This is a genomic window from Hymenobacter caeli, assembly GCF_013294115.1.
In the GTDB taxonomy this organism is placed as follows: Bacteria; Bacteroidota; Bacteroidia; order Cytophagales; family Hymenobacteraceae; genus Hymenobacter; species Hymenobacter caeli.
The window spans coordinates 96,977-123,857 of record NZ_JABSNP010000017.1 but is presented as its reverse complement, the minus strand read 5'-3'; the positions used below and the strand labels follow the sequence as shown (position 1 = coordinate 123,857).

Annotated in this window: 25 protein-coding genes; 23 read left to right on the top strand and 2 right to left on the bottom strand. The window is 61.4% G+C overall.

What is annotated here, in order from left to right:
• The first annotated feature begins 95 nt into the window (after positions 1–95).
• The 13 genes from HNP98_RS22500 to HNP98_RS16555 all read left to right on the top strand — a co-directional run bounded on the left by HNP98_RS22500 (position 96) and on the right by HNP98_RS16555 (position 16,262).
• The gene (locus HNP98_RS22500) at positions 96–263 is read left to right on the top strand and encodes an endonuclease domain-containing protein (protein ID WP_380267236.1); all 168 of its coding nucleotides are present in this window, start codon (positions 96–98) and stop codon (positions 261–263) included.
• A gap of 77 nt (positions 264–340) precedes the next feature.
• On the top strand, positions 341–1,426 hold the full coding sequence (gene carA, locus HNP98_RS16610; RefSeq protein ID WP_173811290.1) for a glutamine-hydrolyzing carbamoyl-phosphate synthase small subunit: 1,086 nt from the start codon (positions 341–343) through the stop codon (positions 1,424–1,426).
• A gap of 58 nt (positions 1,427–1,484) precedes the next feature.
• A complete protein-coding gene (locus HNP98_RS16605) occupies positions 1,485–2,267 on the top strand; it encodes an Imm50 family immunity protein (RefSeq protein ID WP_173811289.1) in 783 nt (260 codons plus the stop codon).
• Positions 2,268–2,356: 89 nt separating this feature from the next.
• Positions 2,357–5,587: a carbamoyl-phosphate synthase (glutamine-hydrolyzing) large subunit gene (gene carB, locus HNP98_RS16600; protein WP_173811288.1), complete on the top strand. Its 3,231-nt coding sequence runs from the start codon at positions 2,357–2,359 to the stop codon at positions 5,585–5,587.
• A 43-nt stretch (positions 5,588–5,630) separates the two neighbouring features.
• On the top strand, positions 5,631–6,008 hold the full coding sequence (locus tag HNP98_RS16595; RefSeq protein WP_173811287.1) for a hypothetical protein: 378 nt from the start codon (positions 5,631–5,633) through the stop codon (positions 6,006–6,008).
• 271 nt (positions 6,009–6,279) lie between these two features.
• The gene (locus tag HNP98_RS16590; RefSeq protein ID WP_173811286.1) at positions 6,280–6,684 is read left to right on the top strand and encodes a hypothetical protein; all 405 of its coding nucleotides are present in this window, start codon (positions 6,280–6,282) and stop codon (positions 6,682–6,684) included.
• Between the two features lie 44 nt (positions 6,685–6,728).
• Positions 6,729–7,673 carry a Rossmann-fold NAD(P)-binding domain-containing protein gene (locus HNP98_RS16585; RefSeq protein ID WP_173811285.1) on the top strand — a complete coding sequence of 315 codons (945 nt, stop codon included), beginning with the start codon at positions 6,729–6,731 and terminating at the stop codon, positions 7,671–7,673.
• Positions 7,674–7,753: 80 nt separating this feature from the next.
• A complete protein-coding gene (locus tag HNP98_RS16580; RefSeq protein ID WP_173811284.1) occupies positions 7,754–9,301 on the top strand; it encodes a tagaturonate reductase in 1,548 nt (515 codons plus the stop codon).
• Between the two features lie 36 nt (positions 9,302–9,337).
• Positions 9,338–10,990 carry a UxaA family hydrolase gene (locus HNP98_RS16575; protein WP_173811283.1) on the top strand — a complete coding sequence of 551 codons (1,653 nt, stop codon included), beginning with the start codon at positions 9,338–9,340 and terminating at the stop codon, positions 10,988–10,990.
• A gap of 201 nt (positions 10,991–11,191) precedes the next feature.
• Positions 11,192–12,640, top strand: coding sequence for a glucuronate isomerase (gene uxaC / locus HNP98_RS16570; protein WP_173811282.1), 1,449 nt, complete (start codon positions 11,192–11,194; stop codon positions 12,638–12,640).
• 196 nt (positions 12,641–12,836) lie between these two features.
• Positions 12,837–13,853, top strand: a complete 1,017-nt coding sequence (locus HNP98_RS16565) for a sugar kinase (protein WP_217425808.1) — start codon at positions 12,837–12,839, stop codon at positions 13,851–13,853.
• Between the two features lie 127 nt (positions 13,854–13,980).
• The gene (locus HNP98_RS16560; protein ID WP_173811281.1) at positions 13,981–14,634 is read left to right on the top strand and encodes a beta/alpha barrel domain-containing protein; all 654 of its coding nucleotides are present in this window, start codon (positions 13,981–13,983) and stop codon (positions 14,632–14,634) included.
• Positions 14,635–14,891: 257 nt separating this feature from the next.
• Entirely contained in the window at positions 14,892–16,262 is a 1,371-nt protein-coding gene (locus HNP98_RS16555; protein ID WP_173811280.1) for an MFS transporter, read from the top strand.
• A 36-nt stretch (positions 16,263–16,298) separates the two neighbouring features.
• On the opposite strand, the gene HNP98_RS16550 is transcribed toward HNP98_RS16555, so the two are convergent.
• Both HNP98_RS16550 and HNP98_RS16545 read right to left on the bottom strand, forming a co-directional pair.
• On the bottom strand, positions 16,299–17,552 hold the full coding sequence (locus HNP98_RS16550; protein ID WP_173811279.1) for a tetratricopeptide repeat protein: 1,254 nt from the start codon (positions 17,550–17,552) through the stop codon (positions 16,299–16,301).
• 368 nt (positions 17,553–17,920) lie between these two features.
• Complete coding sequence (locus HNP98_RS16545) at positions 17,921–18,958, bottom strand: Gfo/Idh/MocA family oxidoreductase (RefSeq protein WP_246275174.1); 1,038 nt, start codon at positions 18,956–18,958, stop codon at positions 17,921–17,923.
• Here HNP98_RS16545 and HNP98_RS22045 point away from each other — a divergent pair.
• The 10 genes from HNP98_RS22045 to ureG all read left to right on the top strand — a co-directional run bounded on the left by HNP98_RS22045 (position 18,957) and on the right by ureG (position 26,863).
• Positions 18,957–19,436, top strand: coding sequence for a DUF983 domain-containing protein (locus tag HNP98_RS22045; protein ID WP_246275173.1), 480 nt, complete (start codon positions 18,957–18,959; stop codon positions 19,434–19,436). The two genes, HNP98_RS16545 and HNP98_RS22045, sit on opposite strands and share 2 nt — an antisense overlap.
• Positions 19,437–19,598: 162 nt before the next feature.
• A complete protein-coding gene (locus tag HNP98_RS16535; protein ID WP_173811278.1) occupies positions 19,599–20,198 on the top strand; it encodes an urease accessory protein in 600 nt (199 codons plus the stop codon).
• Positions 20,199–20,426: 228 nt separating this feature from the next.
• Positions 20,427–21,164, top strand: coding sequence for an urease subunit beta (locus HNP98_RS16530; RefSeq protein ID WP_173811277.1), 738 nt, complete (start codon positions 20,427–20,429; stop codon positions 21,162–21,164).
• A gap of 91 nt (positions 21,165–21,255) precedes the next feature.
• Entirely contained in the window at positions 21,256–21,591 is a 336-nt protein-coding gene (locus HNP98_RS16525; RefSeq protein ID WP_173811276.1) for a hypothetical protein, read from the top strand.
• A gap of 96 nt (positions 21,592–21,687) precedes the next feature.
• Positions 21,688–22,068 (top strand): helix-turn-helix domain-containing protein, encoded by a 381-nt coding sequence (locus HNP98_RS16520; RefSeq protein ID WP_173811275.1) that lies wholly within the window; start codon positions 21,688–21,690, stop codon positions 22,066–22,068.
• Positions 22,058–22,210, top strand: a complete 153-nt coding sequence (locus HNP98_RS16515) for an urease subunit beta (RefSeq protein ID WP_217425807.1) — start codon at positions 22,058–22,060, stop codon at positions 22,208–22,210. Before HNP98_RS16520 ends, HNP98_RS16515 begins: the two co-directional genes overlap by 11 nt.
• Positions 22,211–22,238: 28 nt before the next feature.
• Positions 22,239–23,324 carry a RelA/SpoT domain-containing protein gene (locus HNP98_RS16510; RefSeq protein WP_173811274.1) on the top strand — a complete coding sequence of 362 codons (1,086 nt, stop codon included), beginning with the start codon at positions 22,239–22,241 and terminating at the stop codon, positions 23,322–23,324.
• A gap of 17 nt (positions 23,325–23,341) precedes the next feature.
• A complete protein-coding gene (ureC, locus tag HNP98_RS16505) occupies positions 23,342–25,057 on the top strand; it encodes an urease subunit alpha (protein WP_173811273.1) in 1,716 nt (571 codons plus the stop codon).
• 187 nt (positions 25,058–25,244) lie between these two features.
• Positions 25,245–25,919: an urease accessory protein UreF gene (locus HNP98_RS16500; protein ID WP_173811272.1), complete on the top strand. Its 675-nt coding sequence runs from the start codon at positions 25,245–25,247 to the stop codon at positions 25,917–25,919.
• 194 nt (positions 25,920–26,113) lie between these two features.
• Positions 26,114–26,863 carry an urease accessory protein UreG gene (gene ureG, locus HNP98_RS16495; RefSeq protein WP_173811271.1) on the top strand — a complete coding sequence of 250 codons (750 nt, stop codon included), beginning with the start codon at positions 26,114–26,116 and terminating at the stop codon, positions 26,861–26,863.
• The last annotated feature ends 18 nt before the right edge of the window (positions 26,864–26,881 follow it).

The following is a 26,881-nucleotide window of genomic DNA, read 5'->3' as shown; positions in this document are numbered from 1 at the left end:
CGCGGCCCGGCAACAGCGGCGCAATCCGCGCCCACTGCGCGTCCGTCAGTAAATAGTCCATGCTCAAACATAACTCCTACTGTTAACACTTCCTAATTATAGAACTAGACGGAGCCGGCCACCTAGAACCCGACCAAGCCGACTACGATAACGGCCGCACTGCCTACCTCATCGAACTAGGCTACCGCATCCTCCGCTTCTCCAACGAGCAAGCCCTCAACCTCCCCCGCCGCGTCCTAGCCACCATCAAAGCCAACCTATAACCCACCCCACCCCGAAAGAACGCACCCCCTCTCCTTTTCGGAGAGGGGGCCGGGGGGTGAGGCGCAACGTCCGCACCATGACCCAAGTAACCCTAACCCTAGAAGACGGCACCGAAATCCAAGGCGAATCCTTCGGGGCCCTCACCTCCGCCGCCGGCGAGGTCGTGTTCAGCACGGCCATGACCGGCTACCCCGAAAACCTCACCGACCCGTCCTTTGCCGGCCAGATTCTGGTGCTCACCACCCCCATGGTGGGCAACTACGGCGTGCCCGGCGAAGACCTGTACGAGTCGATTTCGAAGATTTTCGAGTCCGACAAAATCCACATTGCCGGTTTGGTCGTCAATTATTACTCCGAGGAGCACAGCCACTGGAACGCCGCCAAAAGCCTCGGCGACTGGCTCAAGGAGTACAACATCCCCGGCATCTGCGGCGTCGATACCCGGATGCTCACCAAGAAGCTGCGCGAGAAAGGGGCCATGCTGGGCAAAATCGTGGCCGACACCGACGTGCCCTTCCACGACCCCAACCTCGACAACCTGGTGGCCCAGGTGAGCCAGCCCGGCGTGCAGCACTTCGGCCACGGCCAGCACAAAATCGTGCTCGTGGACTGCGGCACCAAAACCAACATCATCCGCTGCTTCCTGACCCGCGACGTGGAGCTGATTCGCGTGCCCTGGGACTACGATTTCACGACCCTCGACTACGACGGCCTGTTCCTGAGCAACGGCCCCGGCGACCCCAAAATGTGCACCGCCACCATCCACCACCTGCAAAAGGCCCTGGCCCAGGACAAGCCCATTTTCGGCATCTGCCTGGGCAGCCAGCTCATGGGCCTGGCGGCGGGCGGCGACACCTTCAAGCTCAAGTACGGCCACCGCAGTCACAACCAGCCCGTGAAGCTCACCGGCACCCAGCGCTGCTACATCACCAGCCAGAACCACGGCTTCGCGGTGGACACCGAAACGCTCCCCGCCGAGTGGCAGATGCTGTTCGAGAACCTGAACGACGGCACTTGCGAAGGCATCAAGCACACATCCAAGCCGTTCTTCTCCACCCAGTTTCACCCCGAAGCCGCTGGCGGGCCGGAGGATACGGAGTTTCTGTTTGATGATTTTTTGAAAGCGGTGGTGGAGTATAAGAGTAATGCCGGAATAAAATAGAACGTCATGCAGAGCGTAGCATCTTGCCCGCTTCGCCTGCATAAAATAACCAGCACAAATGGCCGAAAGTGAAGACCCAGTAATTAGTCGAATACTCAATTCTGAAATTGTTATTCAACATTTCGGCTACTGGCCAGACTTTCATGATGCTGAAATCACTAAAGCCACTTTTGAAACTCATTCAACAGGACGTTACTCTGTCACCTTTACAATTGCCGCTTTCGAAATGACAAGCGAAGTTGACGAGAGAGGTTACTACAAGTTAGTGAAGCACTGCAACGTAGAACTTCAATTTATTGGGATTGAAAAAATAGACTTCAGTTATTTCAGCTTCCAAAACGTCCTTTTCGGGTTAGAATTCGAAGAAATTGGCAGCAGCATCAAATGTGTATTCGATTCCAGTGTTGGTTTGGAAGCTGCCATAGTTGCTGAAGAAGTATTCGTATTGAGCTTAATTCCAAAAGAACCCGAGCCTGATGAGCCGCTTATTGACATTGAATCGGCAGATATGTCAAAGGCGGCAAATATTGTAATAGCCAGCAGGGATTTAACACGCACTTTTGATTGGTCGGACTGGATTTATATCGGATTAGATAATGAAAGCGCTAACGATTACCAATCTCAAAAAGTAGCAGAGCTTGCTCATACCTTTTTTGAAAATGAGGAGGTGTATTTGGTAATCGGAGAAGGTTCGCATCTGACAACTTTAAGCGAATCATTAAACCAAATGAATACACTTCTGAAATCGAATGAAGTCCTATTGTGTAATACACCATTCACAAAGGCTATGAAATTCAACATGATTGGCGTGATGTCCTACGGACAGAAACGTAGCTCATAGTTTCCAACGAAGCGGGCAAGATGCTGCGCTCTGCATGACGCTCTTTTTTAACACGACCCTTCCAAACGGTCTGTTACCCCACCCTTATCATGAACAAACCCAACAAAGTACTCATCCTCGGCTCCGGGGCCCTAAAAATCGGCGAGGCCGGGGAGTTCGATTATTCCGGCTCGCAGGCCCTCAAGGCGCTGAAGGAGGAAGGCATCCGCACCATCCTCATCAACCCCAACATTGCCACCGTGCAGACCTCCGACGGCATGGCCGACGACGTGTACTTCCTGCCCGTGACGCCCTACTTCGTGGAGGAAGTCATCAAAAAAGAGCGGCCCGATGGCATTCTGGTGGCCTTTGGCGGCCAAACGGCCCTGAACTGCGCCGTGGCCCTGTACCGCGCCGGCGTGTTCGAACAATATAACGTGCAGGTGCTGGGCACGCCCGTGCAGAGCATCATCGACACCGAGGACCGGGAGATTTTCAAGGTCAAGCTCGACCAGATTGGCGTACTCTGCGCCCGCAGCGTGGCCTGCACGACAATGGAAGCCGCCCTGACCGCCGGCGAAACCATTGGCTTCCCCATCATCGTGCGGGCCGCCTTTGCGCTGGGCGGGCTGGGCAGCGGCTTCGCCAACAACATGGATGAATTGCAGGCCCTGGCCCGGCAGGCCTTCACGACTTCCGACCAGATTCTGGTGGAAGAATCGCTGAAGGGCTGGAAAGAAGTAGAGTACGAAGTAGTGCGCGACCAGTTCGATAACTGCATCACGGTCTGCAACATGGAGAACTTCGACCCCATCGGCATCCACACCGGCGAGAGCATCGTGGTGGCCCCGTCGCAGACCCTGAGCAACCGCGAGTACCACAAGCTGCGCAGCATCGGCATCCAAACCATCCGGCACCTGGGCATCGTGGGCGAGTGCAACATTCAGTACGCCCTCGACCCCTTTTCCGAAGATTACCGCGTGATTGAGGTGAATGCCCGCCTCTCGCGCTCGTCGGCGCTGGCCTCGAAAGCGACGGGCTACCCGCTGGCCTTCGTGGCCGCCAAGCTGAGCCTGGGCTACTCGCTGGCCGAGCTGAAAAACAGCGTCACGCAGACCACCTCGGCCTTTTTCGAGCCCGCTCTCGACTACGTGGTAGTGAAGCTGCCGCGCTGGGACCTGGGCAAATTCTCGGGCGTGAACCGCCAGATTGGCTCGGCCATGAAGAGCGTGGGCGAGGTGATGGCGATTGGCAAATCGTTCGAGGAAGCCATCCAGAAGGGCCTGCGGATGCTCGATACCGGCAAGCGCGGCTTCGTGGCCAACCGCCCCGAAAACATCGAGAAGGACACGATTGATAAGCTGCTGAGCGAGCCCAACGAGGAGCGCATCTTCGCCATCAATAGCGCCTTCGAGGCCGGCTACACGCTGGAGCAGGTGCACCAGCTGACCAAGATTGACCACTGGTTTTTGCAGCGCCTGTTCACCATTTTTGAGCTGGGCCAGCAGCTGGCCGCCGGCCGCGCCACTGGCCTCGATTCTTTGGAAATCAAGCTCTTGCGCGAGGTGAAGAAAGCCGGTTTTTCGGACCAGCAGATTGCCGTGCAGCTGCTGGGCGAGGGCGACGTGAAGGCCGACGAACTGCTGGTGCGCGCCCGCCGCAAGGCCCTGGGCGTGCTGCCCGTGGTGAAGCAGATTGACACGCTGGCCGCCGAATTCCCGGCCAAAACCAACTACCTCTACACCACCTACCACGGCACCGAAAACGACCTGGCCCGCGAAACCGCCAAGTCCATCGTGGTGCTGGGCTCGGGCGTGTACCGCATCGGCTCGTCGGTCGAGTTCGACTGGTGCGGCGTGCAGGCCGTGCAAACGGCCGCCGAGGAGGGCTACAAAACCATCCTCATCAACTACAACCCCGAAACCGTTTCGACCGACTACGACGTGAGCGACCGGCTCTACTTCGAGGAACTGAGCTTCGAGCGGGTGATGGACATCCTGGATTTCGAGCAGCCCGGTGGCGTGATTCTGAGCACCGGCGGCCAGATTCCCAACAACTTAGCCACCCGCCTCGCCGAAGCCCACGCACCCATTCTGGGCACCGCGCCGACGCGCATCGACGAGGCCGAAAACCGCCACAAGTTCTCCAGCATCATGGACGAGCTGGGCATCGCGCAGCCACGCTGGAAGGAGCTGACCTCGCTGGAAGCCATGAACGAGTTCGTGCGCGAAGTCGGTTTCCCGGTGCTCATCCGGCCGAGCTACGTGCTGTCGGGCGCGGCCATGAACGTGGTTTCCAATAAATTCGAGCTGGAAGCATTTCTGCAAACCGCTGTGGAGGTGAGCGCCGAATACCCGGTGGTGGTGTCGGAATTCATCCAGGAAGCCAAGGAAATTGAGCTGGATGCCGTAGCTGACCACGGCGAAATCGTGAGCTACGCCATTTCGGAGCACGTGGAGTTTGCCGGCGTACACTCCGGCGATGCCACCATGTACTACCCGCCCCAACGGGTGTACGTGGGCACCATCCGCAAGCTGAAAATCATCGCCGAAAAGATTGCCAAACGCTACGAAATCAGCGGCCCGTTCAACATTCAGTTTCTGGAAAAAAACGGGGAAATCCGGGTGATTGAATGTAACATCCGCGCCTCGCGCAGCTACCCGTTCGTATCGAAAATATCGGGCAACAACCTCATCAAAAAGGCCACTCAGGTGCTGTTGGGCAAGCAAGTGCCCCGCGACGAAAGCGAGCGGATTTACGACCTGCCCTTTGTGGGTGTGAAGGCCCCGCAGTTTTCCTTCACCCGCCTGCCCGGCGCCGACCCGGTGCTGCGCGTGGACATGGTGAGCACCGGCGAAGTGGGCTGCCTGGGCGACACCGCCGAGGAAGCCCTGCTGAAATCGATGCTGAGCGTGGGCTACAAAATTCCGCAGAAAACAGTGCTGATTTCCGGTGGGCCCATCATCTCCAAAGTGGCCCTGCTCGCGCCCACCGAACTGCTCATAAAAAAGGGCTACACCGTGTACGCCACGCAAGGCACGCACCGCTTCTTCGCCGAAAATGGCATTCCCAGCAGCCTGCTCTTCTGGCCCGATGAGTTGCAGGAGCCCAACGTGCTGACGTATCTGAAGGAAAAGAAAATCGACCTGGTCATTAATATCCCCAAAAACCTGTCGAAAGGCGAACTGGATAACGACTACAAAATCCGCCGCACGTCCGTGGATTCCGGCGTCGGCCTGCTGACCAATGCCCGCCTGGCGAAGGCGTTTATTCAAGCGTTTTGTGCGCTGGAAATGAAGGATTTGAAGATTAAGAGCTGGAACGAGTACAAGGCGATGTAGACACGCATGTTTGCGTCTCGTCATTTAACGTACATCCGCTATAATGACACTCTACCTTACGCCTCAGGAATTATTAGCCCGCGTACACATAGGAAAGCCAGTTGAACAATGGCTTTCCTATGTTCGAGAGGCGGATTATACGGTCATCAAATGGATTGTAATTGACCACGAGGAAAATCAATTCAGCTTAACTTATCTCGAGTCTTTTGACGAAGGCGATGAGGAGTTTTACGATGTCCACGAATTCAGCGTCACCGACCCGGAAGATGAGCCATATGGTACCACGCATCTTTTCGATTCAGTAGAAGCAGCGGTTACTTTTGCTATTGAAAATTATGGGGCCTCTGCGGACAAGTTCGTTGCCTTTGCAATGATTGAGAAGGAATATCAAAAGTATTTGCTGGAAAGGCCTCGATTCTGATGCGCCACGAAGATTTACCAGAGCGCTGGAGACTGAAGCTCCAAGAGTATCTAACCGCGAAAGGAAGCACTAAGCCCGACAGGCTTAGTGCTTCTGAATTTCCATCAGACACTATTGTCAGTATTTGGTTTAGAGATGATTCGCACGTCGAATTCAAATACGCTTTTGTCATTGAAGCGCCTGAGTTTCGAGAAGTCGCTGTTTTCACGGAGCACTGCGGATATCATTTATTTCCGCTATATGATGGACTAGTATTGACAATTGGGAATGTATGAAACTCAAAAATCTCAAATCGGTCGGGCATAACACAGCACACTCTTATTTGAGTACGCTCGGCCACATTGGCGGAATGTATGCGAGCACGTACTTGCATAGAATCGCTTTAAAAAGCAGTTTATCTGCAATTGAGATTGACGTTTTGAACGCAACTATTTCTGAACTTGCGCCAAATGATGAGGTTACAGATTCACTGCAAGGATTACGGGTGCAATTTCTAGAATTATTGCAAAAAGAAGGGATTCCGACCAAAGTAGCAAAAACGTACAAGCTTTTTATTAAGATAATTGGTAACAGAATCGACGTAATTAACATTCAGTGCAAACCGCTCTTAATTGACTTGAATGATAAGGTTTATGACTGCGCGTTAATTACTGAGAAATACCCAGAGCCGGTTTAATAAAAGCAAATCGTGGATTCTTAGAATCCACGCTACACCTTACCATGAAAAACTTCACCTCCTTCGCCGATGCGGGCGACTATAGGGCCCTGTTGCAGCAAGCGCTCGAAATCAAAGCCAATCCTTACGGCTACCAGCACATCGGGCGCAATAAAACAGTCGGGCTGATTTTCTTCAACCCCAGCCTGCGCACCCGGCTCAGCTCGGTGAAGGCAACCTATAACCTGGGGGCCCAAGCCTGGGTGCTGAACGCCGGGGCCGACTCCTGGACGCTGGAAATGGCCGACGGCGCGGTGATGAACGGCGGCACCCAGGAGCACATCAAGGACGCCATTGCGGTGATGAGCCAGTACTGCGACGTGCTGGGCGTGCGCACGTTTCCTACCCTGAAGGACAAGGCCGAGGACTACGGCGAAGTTGTGTTCAATAAGATTATGCAATACGCTACGGTGCCCGTCATCAGCCTGGAAAGCGCCACGCTGCACCCGTTGCAAAGCTTCGCCGACCTGATTACGGTGGCCGAAACCAAGCAGAAGGAGCGCGTGAAAGTGGTGCTCACCTGGGCCCCCCACGTGCGCGCGCTGCCCCAGTGCGTGCCCAACTCCTTTTGCGACTGGTTTTCGGAAATCGACTGGGTGGATTTCGTCATCACCCACCCCGCAGGCTATGAGTTGGACCCCCGATTCACTAAAGGGGCCCGCGTAGAGTACGACCAAAAGAAAGCCCTGGCAGGCGCGGACTTCGTGCAGGCCAAGAACTGGAGCAGCTACCGCGACTACGGCCAGGTGCTCAGCAACGACCCCGGCTGGATGCTGACGCCCGAGCATATTGCCGGCACCAACGAGGCTAAATTCCTGCACTGCCTGCCGGTGCGCCGCAACGTGGAAGTGTCCGACGCCGTGCTGGACTCGCCGAACTCGCTGGTGATTCAGGAGGCCGGCAACCGGGTATTTTCCATACAAACCGTGCTGCACGAGCTGCTGAAGTAGCCGGAGCAGCGGCGGGCTTGCGTCGCGGCCCGGGTCCGCCGGTTTCTGCGGGGCTACTCACCGCTTTTTCCCTTTTCCCGATGGTGCCCATTCTTTCGCCTGCGCTGGTACGTGCCGGGGCCGCCGCCCCGGCCGTGTCGCTGCCCGCCCCCGCCCTGCTTGACCTCCCCGAAACCGTGCTCCAGTTCGGCACCGGCGTGCTGCTGCGCGGCCTGCCCGATTTTCTCATCGACCAGGCCAACCGCCGGGGCCTGTTCAACGGCCGGGTGGTGATGGTGAAATCCACCGACGGGGGCGACGCCTCGGCCTTTGCCCGCCAGCAGGGCCTGTACACGGTGTGCGTGCGGGGCGTGGAAGACGGCCGGCCGGTGGCCGAAAACGTGGTGTGCGCCGCTATCAGCCGGGTGCTGTCGGCCCGGAGTGAGTGGGCCGAGGTGCTGGAATTTGCCGCCAATCCCGCCCTGCGCGTGGTGCTGTCCAACACCACCGAAGTGGGCATCGAGCTGCTCGACGGCGAAGACGTGCACGCCGCGCCGCCGCGCTCGTTTCCGGGCAAGCTGCTGGCCGTGCTCTGGGCCCGGTTCCAGGCGTTTGGGGCCGACCCGGACCGGGGCCTGGTCATCGTGCCGACCGAATTGATTCCCGACAACGGCACCTTGCTGCGCGGCATTCTGCGCACGCTGGCTGAGCGCCAGGCGCTGGGGGCCGACTTCCTGAACTGGCTGGACACGGCCAACGACTGCTGCAACTCGCTCGTGGACCGCATCGTGCCCGGCCGGCCCGCCGACGCGGACCGGGCCGCCCTCGCCGCCGAGCTGGGCTACCAGGACGAGCTGCTGATTATGACCGAGGCTTACCGCCTGTGGGCCATTGAGGGCGGCGAGCGGGTGCGGCGGGCCCTGAGCTTCGCCCCCGCCGACCCCGGCATTTTCATTCAGCCCGACATCAACGAGTTCCGCGAGCTGAAGCTGCGCCTGCTCAACGGCACCCACTCGCTGAGCTGCGGGCTGGCCGTGCTGGCCGGGCTGCCCACGGTGCGCGCGGCGATGGACGACGCCCCTTTTGCCGCCTACGTGCAGCGCCTGATGCTGGCCGACCTGCTGCCCGGCATCCCCTACCCCATCGACGAATCAGTGGGCCAGCGCTTCGGCCAGCAGGTGCTCGACCGGTTCCGCAACCCCGCCGTGGAGCACCGCTGGCTGGCCATCACACTGAACTACAGCGCTAAGCTGCGGCTGCGCGTAGTGCCCACGCTGGTGCATTACTGCCGGCAGTTTGGGGCCGTGCCGCAGTACGTGGCCCTGGGCTGGGCGGCGTACCTATTGTTTATGCGCGGCGAAACGCAGGACGAAAAGGGCACCTGGCATGGCCGCCTGCCCGACGGCACCCCTTACCCCATCAACGACGAGCAAGCCGGCTACTTCGCCGGTTTGTGGCGGGCATCGGCCGGGGCCGGGGCCGTTGTGGCGGGCGCTTTGCAAAACTCCGACCTTTGGGGCCAGGACCTCACGGCACTGCCCGGCTTCGCGGCCAGCGTAACCCAACACCTGGCTACCCTGCTGGCTCGCGGGGCCGGGGCCGCCGTGGAAACCCTGCTGGACCAGGTTGGGGCCGCGCCGATTGGTTAGGCCCGGGGCCCCTTACTTTCCGTAGAACAGGTTATTATGAAGCACCTGGTTGCAAAAATCCATCCCGCCGACAACGTGCTGGTGGCCCTGACGGACCTGCCCATCGGCACGCCCGTGGCGGCCGGCGGCCGCACCGTGACCACCACGGCCGCCATCCCGGCCAAGCACAAGCTGACGCTGCACGCGCTGGCCGTGGGCGACGCCGTGACCATGTACGGGGTGCTGGTGGGCCGCATGCGCCAGCCCGTGCCCGCCGGCGGCCTGCTCACGACGGCCAACATCCAGCACGCCACCGATGGCTACACCGAAAGCCAGGCCCGGGCCCCCTGGACGGCCCCCGACGTGGTGCCCTGGCAGGGGCGCACGTTCCAGGGCTACCACCGGGCCGACGGGCGCGTGGGCACCGCCAACCACTGGCTGGTGGTGCCGCTGGTATTTTGCGAGAACCGCAACATCCAGGTGCTGCAAGAGGCCCTGGTGGACGACCTCGGCTACGGCCGCCGCAACAGCTACCGGCCCCAAACCCAGGCCCTCATCGAGCTGATGCAGGCCGGGAAGTCGGTGGAGGAAATCTTGCAGGCCGACCTGGCCGGGGCCCCGGACGGCCGCGCCCAGCCGCGCCTGTTTGAGCACGTGGACGGCGTGCATTTTCTGACCCACGAGGGCGGCTGCGGCGGCACCCGGCAGGACGCGCAGGCGCTGTGCGGCCTGCTGGCCGGCTACGTCACCCACCCCAACGTGGCCGGGGCCACCGTGCTCAGCCTGGGCTGCCAGAACGCGCAGGTGAGCATGCTCAAAGACGAGATTGCCAAGCGCGACCCGCACTTTAGCAAGCCTTTGCTTATTCTGGAGCAGCAGAAAATCGGCACCGAGGAGGCCCTGATAAGCCAGGCCCTGCGCCAAACCTTCGCGGGCCTGATGCTGGCCAACGACCAGCGCCGCCGGCCCGCGCCCCTCAGCAAGCTCACGCTGGGCCTGGAATGCGGCGGCTCCGACGGCTTCTCGGGCATTTCGGCCAACCCCGCCCTGGGCCACGCCTCCGACCTGCTGGTGGCCCTGGGCGGCACGGTTATCCTGGCTGAATTCCCGGAGCTGTGCGGCGTGGAGCAGGAACTCGTGAACCGCTCGGTGACGCCCGAGACGGCCCGCCGCTTCACCTCGCTCATGAAAGCCTACGGCGACGCGGCCGTGGCCGCGGGCTCGGGCTTCGACATGAACCCCTCGCCGGGCAACATCCGCGACGGCCTGATTACCGACGCCATGAAGTCGGCCGGGGCGGCCCGCAAGGGGGGCTCGTCGCCGGTAGTGGCCGTGCTCGACTACCCTGAACTGGTGACGCAGCCCGGCCTGAACCTGCTCTGCACGCCCGGCAACGACGTGGAAAGCACCACCGCCGAGGTGGGCTCGGGGGCCAACATCGTGGTGTTCACCACCGGCCTGGGCACGCCCACCGGCAACCCCGTGGCCCCCGTCGTCAAGGTCAGCTCCAACACCAAGCTGGCCCTGCGCATGCCCGACATCATCGACCTGAACACCGGCACCGTCATCGACGGCGAGGAAACCATCGAGCAGGCCGGCGAGCGGATTCTTGACTACCTGGTGCGCGTGGCCAGCGGCGAAACCGAAGTAAGCGCCGTGCGCCACGGCCAGGAAGATTTCATCCCGTGGAAGCGGGGTGTTTCCTTGTAGTCAGTATTAAATCGGGCCCCCAGGCCGTCATGCTCATCTGGCGTCCGCTTGCCGAAGCATCTCTCCCGCTTCTTTGAATCGATTGAATTACTTGCGCGGTAGAGATGCTTCGACTCCGCTGCGCTGCGCTCAGCATGACGGCTTGGGGGCCCGGTTCACTACTGACTGTTAAATGGTAACCGTTCACTGCAAACCAACCCTATGAAGCCTTTCCTTTCCGACGACTTTCTGCTGGAATCCGACACGGCCCGGCGGCTCTACCACCGGCACGCCGCGCCGCAGCCCATCATCGACTACCACTGCCACCTGCCGCCCGACCAGATTGCCCAGAACCGGCAGTTCGAGAACCTGACGCAGATTTGGCTCTACGGCGACCATTACAAGTGGCGGGCCATGCGGGCCAACGGCGTAAATGAGCGGTTTATTACCGGCGACGCTTCCGACTGGGAGAAGTTCGAGAAGTGGGCCGAAACCGTGCCCTACACCGTGCGCAACCCGCTCTACCACTGGACGCACCTGGAGCTGCGGCGCTACTTCGGCATCACCGAATTGCTTGGCCCCGGCAGCGCCCGCCGCATCTACGAGCAGTGCAACGCCCTGCTCCAAACGCCCGAATACGCGGTGCAGGGCCTGCTGGCCCGCATGGGGGTGGAAACGGTGTGCACCACCGACGACCCCGCCGACGACCTGGCCCACCACCGGGCCCTGGCCGGCCAGGCCTTCGGCACGCGCGTGCTGCCCACCTTCCGCCCCGACAAGGCCATGACGCCCGAGGCCCCCGACTACAACGCCTACCTCGACCGGCTGGGCGCGGCGGCGGGCGTCGACATCGTGGCTTACGCCGACCTGCTGGGGGCCCTGCGCCAGCGCCACGACTACTTCGCCGCCCAGGGCTGCCGGCTGTCCGACCACGGCCTGGAGCACCTCTACGCCGCCGAGTACACCGCGGGCGAGGTGGCCGCCGCCTTCGCCCGGGCCCGCGCCGGCTTCGGGCTCGACCCGCGCGAAAACCACCAGCTGAAGTCGGCCCTGCTGGTGTTTCTGGCCGAGCTGGACTGGGAGAAGGGCTGGACCCAGCAGTTCCACCTGGGGGCCCTGCGCAACAACAACGCCCGCGCCCTGCGCCAGCAGGGCCCCGACACGGGCTGGGACTCGGTGGGCGACTTTGCCCAAGGCCGGGCCCTGGCGCGGTTTCTCGACCGGCTCGACGGCCGCGACCGGCTGGCCCAAACCATCCTCTACAACCTCAACCCCGCCGATAACGAGCTGATGGCCACCATGGCCGGCAACTTCAACGACGGCTCGGTGGCCGGCAAGGTGCAGTTCGGCTCCGGCTGGTGGTTTCTGGACCAGAAAGACGGCATGGAGAAGCAGCTCAACGCGCTGAGCAACATGGGCCTGCTCAGCCGCTTCGTGGGCATGCTCACCGATTCGCGCAGCTTCCTGAGCTACCCGCGCCACGAGTACTTCCGCCGCGTGCTGTGCAACCTGCTGGGCCGCGACGTGGAAAACGGCGAGCTGCCCGCCGAGCTGCTGCCCTGGCTGGGCGAAGTGGTGGAAAACATCTGCTACCGCAACGCCAAAGCCTATTTTGGGTTCGCGCAAGGGGCCCCGGCCGCGCAGCCGGTAGCAGAGCAGGCGCACGCTTAAAGCATAGTTGCCAATAATTCTATTGGCAATTAGACCGTCATGCTGAGCTTGCCGAAGCATCTCTACTGCGTAACTAATCATGCGTAACTAATCACGATTACTGCCGCGGTAGAGATGCTTCGGCAAGCTCAGCATGACCGTTTTTTAAGTTTTAAACAGAGCAACAATTCAACTCCCAACAATTCAGCAATTAATTATGCCCCACCTCGTCACGTTCGGCGAAATCATGATGCGGCTGGCGCCGCCGAACCACGAGCGCCTGGCCCAGGCCCCCGCCCTGGCCGTGACCTACGGCGGCGGCGAGGCCAACGTGGGGGCCGCCCTGGCGCAGCTGGGCCTGCCCGCCGCCCACGCCGGCTGCTTCCCCGACAACCCGCTGGGCCGCGCGGCGGCCGGGCACTTCCGGCGCTACGGCGTGGACATGCGTCCCTGCGTGTTCAGCGAAACGGGCCGGCTGGGGCTGTACTTTTTGGAAGTGGGGGCCTCGCTGCGCCCCAGCCGCATCGTGTACGACCGCGCCGAATCGGCCTTCGCGCGCCTCGACCCGGCGGCGTTCGACTGGCCCACCATCCTGGACGGGGCCCGCTGGCTGCACTGGACGGGCATTACGCCGGCCATTTCGGCCGCCGCCGCCCGGGCCTGCGCCGCGGCCATCGCCGAGGCCCGCCGCCGCGGCCTCACCGTGTCGGCCGACGTGAACTACCGCCGCAACCTGTGGCAGTACGGCCAGAAAGCGCAGGACGTGATGCCGCCGCTGGTGGCCGGCTGCGACCTGGTGGTCTGCACCGAGGGCGACGCCGAGGACCTGTTTGGCATCCGCCCGGCGGCCGGGGCCCCCAATGGTTTCGCGTCGGTGGCCGGGCAGCTCATCGCCCGCTTCCCACAAATCAAGCAGGTCATCGCCACGCGGCGCGACACCCAAAGCGCCTCGCACGAGCGCATTTGCGGGCTGCTCTTTCAGGACGGCCAGTATTACGAAACCGTGCCCTACGACATTGCCCCGGTGGTGGACCGCATCGGCGGGGGCGACGCCTTCCTGGCCGGGTTTATCTACGGGGCCACCGCGTACGCCGACGACCCGGCGCGGGCCCTAGCGTTTGCCACGGCCGCCGCGGCGCTGAAGCATACCATTCCCGGCGACGTCAACCTGGTGACGGCCGCCGAGGTGGAGCACCTCGTGGCGGGCAACACCACCGGGCGGCTGCTGCGCTGAGGAGCCGCCCGGCCGCGCGGCGCTTGCTAATCCCCGAAGCAGCGCGGGTGTTTCCGTACATTTCGTTGGGAAGGGCCCCCGCAACGGCCCAACTTGCGTCGCCTTTACCCGACTTTTTCCCCACTCCATGCCCCGATTTTCTGCCGCCGATGTGGTGGCCCGCACGCTGCAAGCGCCGTTGGTGCCCGTGTTTTACCACGCCGACGCGGCCCACGCCCGCGACGTGGTGCGGGCCTGCTACGCGGGCGGCGGGCGGGTGTTCGAGTTCACCAACCGCGGGCCCCGGGCCTTCGACGTGTTCCAGGAATTAGCCAAGCTCACCAACGAACTGCCCGGGCTGCTCCTCGGCATCGGCACGATTTACACCGCCGCCGACGCGGAGAAATTTATTGCCGCCGGGGCCGACTTCGTGGTGCAGCCCGTGACGACGGCCGACGTGGGAGCGGCCTGCCGGGCCCACGGCGTGGCCTGGGTGCCGGGGGCCCTCACGCCCAACGAAATCCACGCCGCCCGGCAGCTGGGCGCGGGGTTGGTCAAGATTTTTCCCGGCAACCTGGTGGGGCCCGACTACATCCGGGCCCTGCGGGGCCCCATGCCCGACGTGCCGCTGCTGGTGACCGGCGGCGTGGAGCCCACCGCCGCAAGCCTCGGCGAGTGGTTCGGGGCCGGCGTGAACGCCGTGGGCATCGGGTCGCAATTATTTAAAGGAGCCGCCGACGCGGCCACCATCAGCGGCCGGGTGGCCCCGCTCATGCAGTTTCTTTCCTCATTTAATAATTAGCAGCGAGCCGTTTTAAATTAATTATGGAGTAGCAGGAGAAATATACTAAAGCTGTTTAGGAAATAGATGAGCATGACGTTCAATTGTACTTCCCAGAGCAGTTTCCACGTCAGTGTACAGCTGCTTCTCGCGTGGTTGTAAAACGGAGTGGTACTCCGTTTAACGTTCGCACGGCAACGGAGTACCACTCCGTTTTACAGGGCCCGGTACGCGGACTTGAAAACCGCTCTAAACACCACTCACTGATAAATAAACCCATGAACCCTGCCCTTCGCCGCTCGCCGCCCGTCGCCGATTCGTCCGTGGTGGGCAGGTACCGCTGGACTATTTGCTCGCTGGTGTTTTTTGCCACGACCATTAATTACCTCGACCGGGCGGTGATTTCGCTGCTGAAGCCCAATTTGGAAACCGTTTTTCATTGGAATTCGGGCGACTACGCCAATATTGAAATCACCTTCAAGCTGGCCTATGCGCTGGGGATGGCGGGCGTGGGCCGCGTCATCGACAAGCTGGGTACCAAGCTGGGCTACGCGCTGGCCACCGGCTTGTGGAGCCTGGCGGCCGTGGCGCACGCGCTGGTGAGCGGCACGCTGGGCTTCGGCGTGGCCCGGGGTTTTTTGGGGCTGACCGAAGCGGGCAATTTCCCGGCGGCCATCAAAACCGTGGCCGAGTGGTTTCCGCAGCGCGAGCGGGCACTGGCCACCGGCGTTTTCAACTCGGGGGCGAACGTGGGGGCCATCATCGCGCCGTCGGTGCTGTTCATCGCCGCCACGGGGCCCAACGGCTGGCGCTGGGCGTTTGTGGCCACGGGGGCGCTGGGCTTTATCTGGCTGGTGCTCTGGTACTGGCTCTACGAAACCCCGGCCCGCCAGGCCCGCCTCGGCCGGGCCGAGTTCGACTACATCAACGCCGACCTGCCCGCGGGCCTGCCGGACGAGGGCGTGGCGGAGGAAAAGCCTAAAGCCTCCTGGAGCCGCCTGCTGGGCTTCCGCCAAACCTGGGCCTTCGTGGCGGGCAAGTTCCTCACCGACCCTATTTGGTGGTTTTACCTGTTTTGGCTGCCCGACTTTCTGGGCAAGCAGTACCACCTCAAGGGCACGGCCACGGCGCTGCCGGTAGTGGCGGTGTACCTGCTGTCGAGCGTGGGGAGCGTGGGCGGCGGCTACCTGCCGCTGGGCTTTATCAAGCGCGGCATGCCCGCCTTCCGAGCCCGCAAAACGGCGATGCTGCTCATTGCGTTTTGCGTGCTGCCGATTGGGTTGGCGCAGTACCTGGGGCGGCTCAACATGTGGTGGGCGGTGCTGGTCATCGGCATCGCGGCGGCCGCGCACCAGGCCTGGAGCGCCAACATCTTCACCACCGTGTCGGACATGTTTCCCAAGCGGGCGGTGGCCTCGGTCACGGGCATCGGGGGCCTGGCCGGGGGCCTGGGCGGCATCGCCCTCACGGCGCTGGTGCAGAAGCGCCTGTTTGTGCACTACGAAGCGCTGGGCCAGCTCGACCACGCCTACTTCATCATGTTCCTGATTTGCGGCGGGGCCTACCTGCTGGCCTGGGTGCTGATGTTCGCGCTGGTGCCGCGCATGGAGCCCATCCGCCTCGACCCCGACGATTTCGTGGCCCCGTAGCCCGGAGCGCCAGCAAGCCGGTACCCGCCCCCGGCCTCAGCGGCCTTTTTTGGGGCGCAGGTATTTCTCGGCTTCGGCGCGGATGGGCAGGCTGCGGTCGGCGTGCTCGACCACGGCCTGGTAGTAGCGGCGGGCGGCGGCCTCGTCGTGCTCTTCGAGGGCGATTTTGGCCAGGTTGCCGTTGGCGAATACGTAGTAGCGCTGCTGGGTCTGGCCACTGGTTTCGGCAAACACGATGCAACGCAGGTAGTTGTCTTTGGCCGCGGCCAGGTTGCGGTGGTAGAACTGGTTGTAGTAGCCCAGGTAGTAGGCCGCGTAGCGCCCGCTGGTGGCCTCGTAGCCCGGCAAGCCCAGGTTGATTTTGTCGAGCAGCTGCTGGCTGGTTTGGATGCACTGGGGCACGTCGCCGCTCACGAAGCACAGCTTGGCGTATTCGCGCTGCACGTAGGCGTTGTCGGGGAACTCGGCCAGCAGCTGCCGGCACACGGCCACGGCCGCCGCGGGGTTCTTTTCGCGGGGCCCCTCCAGGATGTCGATGAGCTGGATGCGGGCCTCGGTGCGGGTGTAGAAGCCCTCGGCGGCCACGGTGCGCACCTGCTGGAGGCCCAGCACCCGGTCGCCCCGCGGGAAAAACAGCAGCACGGGCTTCAGCCAGGGGTGCTGCTCGCCCACGAGGTCGGCGTAGTAGTTGAACAGGCCCTGGCCGAGCAGGAACTCGGGGCTGAGGCCGTTGGCGTCGCGGCTGCGCTCGATGTAGCCCAGGGCCCGCTTGCTGCACAGGGTGGCCTTGGCCAGGGCGTTGCGCTGGCCGTAGAGGCGGGCCTCGAACCCGTAGGCGGCGGCCAGGAAAAAGCAGGCCTCGTAGTTGTTTTTGTCGGCGTCGTAGCGGTGCTTGGCCTGGGCCACGGCCGTGTCCATGTAGGCCAGGAACAGCCGGTCGTACTTCTCGTCGGTGAGGTTGCTGGGCATCATCTTCCACCAGGTGTTCAGGCCCAGCAGGAAGTAGGGCATGGGGTGCTGCGGGTAGCGCCGGCGCAGGGAGCGGAACTGCCGCTCGGCCCGGTCGAACTTGAAGTTGTACATGTTGGCCACCGCCCCGCCCAGCTCCTGGCGGATGTCGGCGTCGAGCAGCAGCCAGCCTTGGGTATCGACGGCCAGCGGGGCCACGGCCACGGTGTCGAGGGCCACCACCCGCGGGCGGCGCAGGGTGTCGGCCGGGGCCTGGGCCCGGGCCCCCAGCACAGGGGCCAGCAGCAGCAGCCCGATGAAGCAGCAACGGTATATCAACAATTTTATCAAGCTACTAAATAAAATAGCGGTTAATTATTGGGTAACAATTAGGAGAATAGTATTTCGCTGCGCGGACGCCGGATGAATTGAATTTGAGGTATGGGAGGCCGTTCTGGGGTGCGCCTCACCCCCCGGCCCCCTCTCCGTTGGAGAGGGGGTGCGTTCAACGATTCAACTCGCCTGCTTTTACCAGTCGTCTGGCTCCCCCTCTCCTTTTCGGAGAGGGGGCCGGGGGGTGAGGCGCTCCGCTGCACGACTCCGGCCAGAAAGCTGCCGTACAGCCCCCGCATGACGTTCTGCGAAACCTATTAATTCCGCTCAAAATCAATCCCTCAAAAATACTCCTTCCAGGGCCCCGGTGGCCAGGGCTACCACGCGGCGGGCTGCTCCAGTGCTTCCAGCTGCCACGCCACCTGCTCGGCGCGAATGGGGTAAGCGGCCCCGTGGCGAACGGTTTGGAACACCGCGTCGAAGAGGCCCAGGTAGTTGCCCGGGGCGGCGGGGTCGGGCCAGGTTTGCAGGGCCCCCGCGGGCCCGGCCAGGGTGAGGCGGCCGTCGCTGCCGGGCGGCTCGTGGCCGTAGGCGGGGTCGGTGGGGCGCAGGCCGGCCAGGAGCTGGGCCTCCTGGGGGTCGGTGCGGCCTTTGCGGTAGCTGCCCTGGGTGCCGTGCAGCACGTAGGCCGGGCCGGGGTCGGCCACCAACAGGCCGGCCGTCAGCCACACGTTGAGGCCGGCGGGGTAGCGCAGGTGGAAGCTGAAGAAATCGTCGACCCGCGTGCCGGGCCGGAAATAGCCCTGCACTTTGTGCACCGCCAGCGGCCGGCCAAACAGGCTAATGGCCTGGTCGAGGAGGTGGGGCCCCAGGTCGTAGGCCAGGCCCACGGCGGGGCCCGGCGCTTCCTTGAAGGCCTTGGGGCTGAGGGCCGCCCGGTAGCGGTCGTAGCGGAAGTGGGCTTCGCTGAGCGGCCCGAGCCGGCCGCTTTCCACCACGCGGCGCACGGCCCCGAAGTCGGTGTCCCAGCGGCGGTTTTGGTAGGCCAGCAGGTGGCGGTTTTGCGTGCGGGCCAGGGCCAGCAGGGCCTGCCACTCGGCGGCGGCGGCGGCCACGGGCTTTTCCACCAGCACGTGCTTGCCGGCTTGCAGGGCCGCGCGGGCCAGTGCCACGTGCAGGCCGCTGGGCGCGTTCACCACCACCAGCTCCAGGGCGGGGTCGGCCAGGAATTCGGCCACGCTGGGGTAGCTGCGCACGCCGGGGTAGTCGGCGGCCAGGCGGGGCGTGTGGCGCTCCACCCCGGCGTGCAGGGCGAAGCCGGGGTGGGCGGCGAGGAAGGGCGCGTGAAACAGCTTGCCCGACATGCCGTAAGCCATCAGGCCGGTGCGGATGGGCGGGGGGAAAGGCGTCATCATGCCCAAACTTACCGCCGCCGCGCCGCCCGCCCGGGGCCCGGCGGCGGGCGGCCGCTTACTTTTACCCGTCATGGACGAACCCGCCCCCACTTCCTCCTCGCTGGCCCTGCTGGCACTGCGCTGCCCGCGCTGCCACGAGGGCCACCTGTTTCTGCACCCCGCCACCAACCTGACCGGCTTCACCGACATGCCCGCCTACTGCCCCGTGTGCGGGCAGAGCTTCGAGCCCGAGCCGGGGTTCTACTTCGGGGCCATGTACATCAGCTTTGGTTTCGCGGTGGGCGTTTTCTTCGCCGTGGGCGTCGCCCTCTACTTCCTGGCCGGCGACCCCGACACGTGGGTTTACGTGGTCGGGGTGTCCCTGGTCACGCTCGTGTGCACGCCCCTGGTGTTCCGCTACTCGCGGGCCCTGATGCTGTACCTGTTCGGTGGCACCGGCTACGACCCGGAGTGGGCGCGGCGGGTGCGGCGGGAGTAGCTGCCCCGGCGGGCCGGCCTTGCGGCGGCAGCCCGGCCGTCCTGGGGTCATGGCCCAACCGCCGCGGCAAGCGCCCGGGCCCCGGGCTGGGCCACCGGTGCAAAGCTGGCCGCCCGGCCCGGGGCCCCTATCTTGCCGCCTCACCCTCTTCGGCACTCCGGCATGGAAAGCCTCTTGCCCGTTGTATTTGCCTCGGTGGCCGGCCTGGGCCACGCCCTGGAGCCCGACCACGTGCTGGCCGTGAGCAACATGGTGTCGCGGCGCGACGCCCTCACCCCCGCCCTGCGCGACGGCCTGTTTTGGGGCCTGGGCCACACGCTCATGCTGGCCATCATCGGGGCCGTGCTGCTGCTGGGGCGCGTCACGTTCCACCACTGGGGCTACTTCGAGGCGCTGGTGGGCCTAGTGCTGGTGGGCATGGGCCTCAACCGCCTCTTCGCCGAGCACGCCGCCCGGCCCCCGCGCTTCAACCGCACGGCCCACGGCTGGGCCTTTGCCGTGGGGCTGGTGCACGGGCTGGCCGGCAGCGGGGCCCTGGTGGTGCTGGTGCTCAGCGAAATCCGCAGCCCCTGGCTGGGCCTGGGCTACATTGTGGTGTTCGGCCTGGGCTCGGTGGCGGGCATGTTCGGGGTCGCGGGCCTGCTCAGCATCCCTTTCACCCAGCGCATGCGCCTGAGCCGCCGCCTGCGCCGCACCTCGGTCTGGCTCTCGTCGGTGGTGTGCATTCTGTACGGGGGGTGGATGGTTTATTCGAATGTTTGATTGTTAGGGGTTGCATTGTTTAATTGTTGTGCCATTAGGCCGTCATGCTGAGCGCAACGAAGTGGAGCCGAAGCATCTCTCCCGCTTCGTTGCGCCGATTGAGTTACTTGCGCAGTAGAGATGCTTCGGCTCCGCTTCGTTCCGCTCAGCATGACGGCCTGGAGACATGGAACCCCACCAACCCCAGCGCCAACAATTCAACGCCCAACAATTAAACAATTAACCCAAATGCACCTCGCCCCCAAAGACCTCGACAAGCTGGTGCTGCACCAGGCGGGCTTCGTGGCCCAGAAGCGCTACGCCCGCGGCCTGCGCCTCAACTACCCCGAAGCCGTGGCCCTCATCGCCACCCAGCTGCTCGAATTCATCCGCGACGGCGAGCGGGTGGCCGTGCTCATGGACAAGGGCAAGCAGCTGCTGGGCCTGGCCGACGTGCTGCCCGGCGTGGCCGACCTCGTGGCCGAAGTGCAAATCGAGGGCACCTTCCCCGACGGCACCAAGCTCGTGACCGTGCACCACCCCATCTGCCGCGACCACGGCGACCCGGCCCTGGCCCTCTACGGCTCGGGCCTGGCGCGCACACCCGCCGCCGTGGGGGCCCCCGATGCGCGCAGCCATGCCCAGCCCGGCGAATACCTGCTGGCCGACGGCGACATCATCCTCAACGAAAACCGCCCCACGGTGGCCATCGAAGTGATAAACATGGGCGACCGGCCGGTGCAAGTCGGCTCGCACTACCCCTTCTTCGAAACCAACGCCGCCCTGCGCTTCGACCGCGCCGCCGCCTACGGCTTCCGCCTCAACATCCCAGCCGGCACGGCCGTCCGCTTCGAGCCCGGCGAACGCAAGTGCGTCACGCTGGTAGCCCTCGCCGGCGAGCGAATCGTGCACGGCGGCAACGGCTGGATTGACGGGCAGCTGGACGAGGAAGGGAAGAAGGAAGCGGCGCTGGGGAAACTGAGGTAACGGTCTACTTACCTAGTATAAAGAATATTTTGGTCAATATTTTCAAGCAAACGAATGCAAATGCAATATTTAATTTAAAAAATAAATTCTTATGACACAAAGATTTTTTATTATCATTATAATTATTTCAGCTATTGTTATAGTAATATATCAACAAATACAGGACCATAAAATAGCTAGCACAATTATAACTAACGGAGTTTATTGCAAAGCTCTTGTAATTGATAAGGAATATAGCCACGGTTCAGATAACATAACTTTTAGTTACAAGTATAATGGGAAGACCTACACAAATTATGGTCCTGACACTAAAATACTTCCTAATAAAGGGGATTCAATTTTGATTAAATTTCTTCCTGAAGACCCAGATGGAAGTTTCATAATCGCTAGAAGAGTTTATCAACGTCCATATAATCAGAATGAATAGATTATGGTTTTCTGAATTATATAAAGTTAGTTCAGTTGCTCATTATTTAAATATCTTCCATATCCTTTCCCCGCCACGCTTACGCCGAAACGTATCATGAAAAAGCACGAAATGATAGTCGAGCGTACCGCCACCGGGTACAGCGCCTACAACGAAGGCGAAGGGGCCTACACGGTGGGAACCAACTTTGAGGAGCTAAAAGCCAACATGGTGGAGGTGCTGAACCTGGCCCTGAGCGACACGGGCCGCACCGTGGGCACCGGGGACGTGAAAATCACCTATGATTTGAAATCGTTTTTCGATGCCTACAAAGTCATCAACGCCGCAGCACTCGCCAAGCGCCTGGGCATGACGCAAAGCCTAATCAGCCAGTACGTTTCCGGCAATAAGAAACCCAGCCCCACCCAGACGCGGCGGATTCTGGAAGGCGTGCGCGCCGTGGGGCGCGGGCTGGCCGAGATGGACTTTGCATTTTAGGGCTTTCGAGCCCGGCGAACGCAAGCGCGTCACGCTGGTAGCCCTCGCCGGCGAGCGAATCGTGCACGGCGGCAACGGCTGGATTGATGGCCCGCTGGATGATGCTGGAAAGAAGCAGCAGGCGCTGGAGAAAGTGAAGTAATATTTTTAAACTTAATAAGATAATTGTAATGGCATTAAAGGACCGTATTCCGCAATTTTCAAAACGTCAGTTAGACGAGGCAGGGCAAGTATTGATAAATAATTCGAAAAAGTTTACTGATACTGAGGCAACTGCTATTCTTAATAATCACAGGTCTTGTCATGCTTACCCAATTAATACATTTCAAGCTACTCTGAGAAAAAAGCTTCGCATCTTAAAGTTCGATGCGATTATTTCACAACGCCTTAAAAGAACTCCATCTATTCTAGACAAGTTGGACCGTTACCCTCAAATGAAGTTGTCTAGAATGCAGGATATCGGTGGGATGCGTGTAGTCCTCCCTAATATTGATGAAGTATATGCTTTAATAGAAAAATATAAGCATCCTGGATTCCCACACAGGCTGAAGAATGAGAAAGATTACATAAGTAATCCAAAAGATTCTGGCTATCGGTGTTACCATATGGTATATGAATATCAAAACCCAGTTAATTCAAATTACAATGGGTTGATGTTAGAACTTCAAGTAAGAACAAAGCTGCAACATGCTTGGGCAACAGCTGTCGAAACAGTTGGCACTTTTCTAGACCATTCTTTGAAATCAAGCCAAGGGCCGCAGGAATGGCTTGACTTCTTTGCTCTTGTCAGTCACGCCTTTTCATATGTTGAAAAAACTAATGGTCTAGCTGTTTTTTCAGGTGATTCTAAAGAGGATATTTTCAAAAAAGTGAAAACAGAGGCAAAACGCTTAGATGTAATAAATAAACTGAAAGCATTTAGTCAGGTAATTAAAAATGTTACTACTGACAAGCGACAAGGTTCGATTCACTTGGTTATACTTGATATTGCAGACGCTCAAGTTACAATTAAAACCTATTCAAAATTTGCTATGGATTCTGCCTCGGATGATTACACAAAGGAAGAAGCGACAATTACGCCTGAAAATAGAAAACAAGTAGTTTTGGTTTCATCGGACTCTATTGAACTCCTTAAGAAAGCTTATCCTGCTTACTTTTTAGATACTCAAGAATTTCTAGTTCAATTACAAAATATTATCAATACCAAGTTCGTGCTTAAGCAGCCAAAGTTTTTTGAAGGAGAATCTGAATTCTAGACTTTAGACAACTTCCCATGTCCCTCCCCCTCTCCCGCCGCGCTTACGCTGAAATGTACGGCCCCACCACGGGCGACCGAGTGCGGCTCGGCGACACCGACCTGCTGATTGAGGTCGAAAAAGATTACTGCCAGTACGGCGAGGAATGCAAGTTTGGCGGCGGCAAGGTGCTGCGCGACGGCATGGGCCAGGCCGCCGGCATCCCGCAGGCCGGGGCCCTGGACCTGCTCATTACCAACGCGCTGGTGCTCGACTACACCGGCATCTACAAGGCCGACGTGGGGGTGAAGGCCGGGCGCATCGCGGGCATCGGCAAGGCCGGCAACCCGCACATCATGCCCGGCGTGACGGCGGGCATGACCGTGGGCGTGACCACCGAGGTAATTGCCGGCGAGGGCCTGATTCTCACCGCCGGGGCCATCGACTGCCACATCCACTTCATCAGCCCCCAGCAGATACCCGAGGCGCTGGCCGCCGGCATCACCACCATGGTGGGCGGCGGCACGGGGCCCGCGGCCGGCACCACGGCCACCACCTGCACGCCGGGCGCGTTCTACCTCGAAATGATGCTGAAGGCCACCGAGGCCTACCCGCTCAACTTCGGCTTCCTGGGCAAGGGCAACACCTCCAAGCCCGAGGGCCTGCGCGAGCAAGCCGAGGCGGGGGCCCTGGGCTTCAAGCTGCACGAGGACTGGGGCACCACGCCCGCCGCCATCAACCAGTGCCTGGCCATTGCCGACGAGTACGACGTGCAGGTGTGCATCCACACCGACACGCTGAACGAGAGCGGCTTCGTGGAAAACTCCACGGCCGCCTTCAAGGGCCGCACCATCCACGCCTACCACACCGAGGGCGCGGGGGGCGGCCACGCCCCCGACATCATCAAAATCTGCGGCGAGCCCAACGTGCTGCCCTCCTCTACCAACCCCACGCGGCCCTTCACGGTCAACACGTTAGATGAGCACCTCGACATGCTCATGGTGTGCCACCACCTCGACCGCAACATCCCCGAAGACGTGGCCTTCGCCGAGAGCCGCATCCGCGGCGAAACCATCGCCGCCGAAGACATTCTGCACGACCTGGGGGCCCTGAGCATCATCAGCAGCGACTCGCAGGCCATGGGCCGGGTGGGCGAGGTCATCACCCGCACCTGGCAAACGGCCCACAAGATGCGCCAGCAGCGGGGCCCCCTGCCCGAAGACGCCCCCGGCCGCCACGACAACTTCCGCGCCCGCCGCTACGTGGCCAAGTACACCATCAACCCCGCCCGCGCCCACGGCTTCGCCGACGAAATCGGCTCCGTAGAAGTAGGCAAATGGGCCGACCTGGTGCTCTGGAAACCGGCCTTTTTCGGCTCGCGGGCCGAAATGATTATCAAGGGCGGCGTCATCGTGCAGTCGCAGATGGGCGACGCCAACGCCTCCATCCCCACGCCGCAGCCCTCGTTTTCGCGCCCCATGTTCGGCTCCTACGGCGCGGCGGTGGGCCCCACGTCGATGGTCTTTGTATCGAAAGCGTCGGTGGCGCACGTGCAGGCCACCTACGGCCTCACCAAGCAAGTAGTAGCCGTGAAAAACTGCCGCAACATCGGCAAGAAAGACATGGCCCTGAACGACTACCTGCCCAACATCGAAGTAGATCCCGAAACCTACCGCGTGACGGTGGACGGCGTGCACTTGACCTGCGAGCCGGCGGAGACGCTGCCGCTGGCGCAACTGTATAATCTGTTCTAAGGAGGCTGCTTATCGGCCTGGAGCACGCCTCACCCCCCGGCCCCCTCTCCGTTGGAGAGGGGGAGACGAACGATACGCTGACGGTCACCAATCAACTGCCTCCTATCAACTGCTTCTTGAACGCACCCCCTCTCCTTTTCGGAGAGGGGGCCGGGGGGTGAGGCGCTTCGTTGAACTACAACCCCAAATGTCCCAATTTGTCCGCCTGTTGCACCTCGTCGATTCGGCCTTGCCCACCGGCTCGTTCGCCTATTCCTACGGCCTGGAAAGCAGCCTCACGTTCGGGCTGATTGATACGCCGTTTAAGCTTCGCAACTACCTCTACGCCTATTTGCAGCAAGTAGCCAGCCTGGAAATCCCCTTTATTAATTCCTGCTTCGCCCTACCCGAAGGCACCGCCGAGATGCGCGACATGGCCGCCGACTACGACGCCCTGCTACTGGTGCCCACGCTGCACCGAGCCAGCATCGTGCAGGGCAAAAACTGGTTGAAACTATTAGCCACGTTTTACCCCGAAGCCAAGTTGGAAGAATTAATTAATTGGTTCGGGGCCCAAAATCTGCCGTTGCATTTCACCCTCAGCTTCGCCCTCACGCTGCGTCGGGCCGGCTTCGCGCAAGCCGATTTGCAAGCCGTATTCCTGCACATGGCCCTGCGCGACCAGCTCAGCGCCGCCGTGCGCCTGGGCTTTCTGGGCCCCATGGAAGGCCACCGCCTGCAACACGATTTCTACGCGGTATTCGAGCATTTGCTGGCCGCCCACGCCGGGCGCGACTACACCCGGGCCACCCGCTCCGCCTTCATGCTCGACACCGTGCAGGTGCTGCACGAAGATATTTATTCCCGGCTTTTCCAGAATTAATTTGTGCCCGTTGCGGGCTGCCGGCTTTTTCGCCGGCTGCCCGCTAATCGTTGGGCGAACTTGCTGCCCGGGGCCCTAATTATTAACAGGTAATAACTACCGTTCAACGATTACCGGGCAGCCGGCGAAAAGCCGGCAGCCCGGGCCCACCCCGCCAACTCATAATTCATAACTCATAATTTATAACTCAACAAATGGCTTTCGTTGATAAACTCGCCCTGCTGCTCCACGGCCACAGCCACGAAGCCTACGACTCGCCCGGCGACTTCCAAGCGCGCGAGACGCGGCGGCTGCCCAGCTACCGCGACTTCCGCAAGCGGGCCTTCACGGTGGGCATTGGGGGCCCCGTAGGTACGGGCAAAACGGCGCTGCTCAAGGCGCTGTGCGAACGGCTGCGCAGCGAATTCGAATTGGGCGTGGTCACGAACGACATTTTCACCCGCGAAGACGCCGAGTTTCTCATCCGCCACAGCGCTCTCACGGCCGAGCGCATCGTGGGCGTCGAAACCGGCGGCTGCCCCCACGCCGCCATCCGCGAGGACATTTCGGTGAACATGGACGCGCTGGAGGGCCTGATGGCCAAATTCCCAGCCCTGGATTTCCTGTTCGTGGAAAGCGGCGGCGATAACCTGGCCGCCCACTTCAGCCGCGAATTAGTCGATTATTCCATCTACGTCATCGACGTATCGGGCGGCGACAAAATTCCGCGCAAAGGGGGCCCCGGCATCACCCAGTCCGATTTATTAATAATTAATAAAATCGACCTCAAAGACCTCATCCGCGCCGACCTCGGCGTGATGGAGCGCGACTCCAAACGCATGCGCGGCGAGGGGCCGTTTTTATTTGCCAGGGCCCTGGACGGGTTTGGATTAGAGGAAATTATCGGCCACATCCACGCGGCCAAGGCGCGGGCCCTGGCGGCGGTAAGCCCGGAGCGGAGGTAGCGTGAGGTTCCCCCCGCG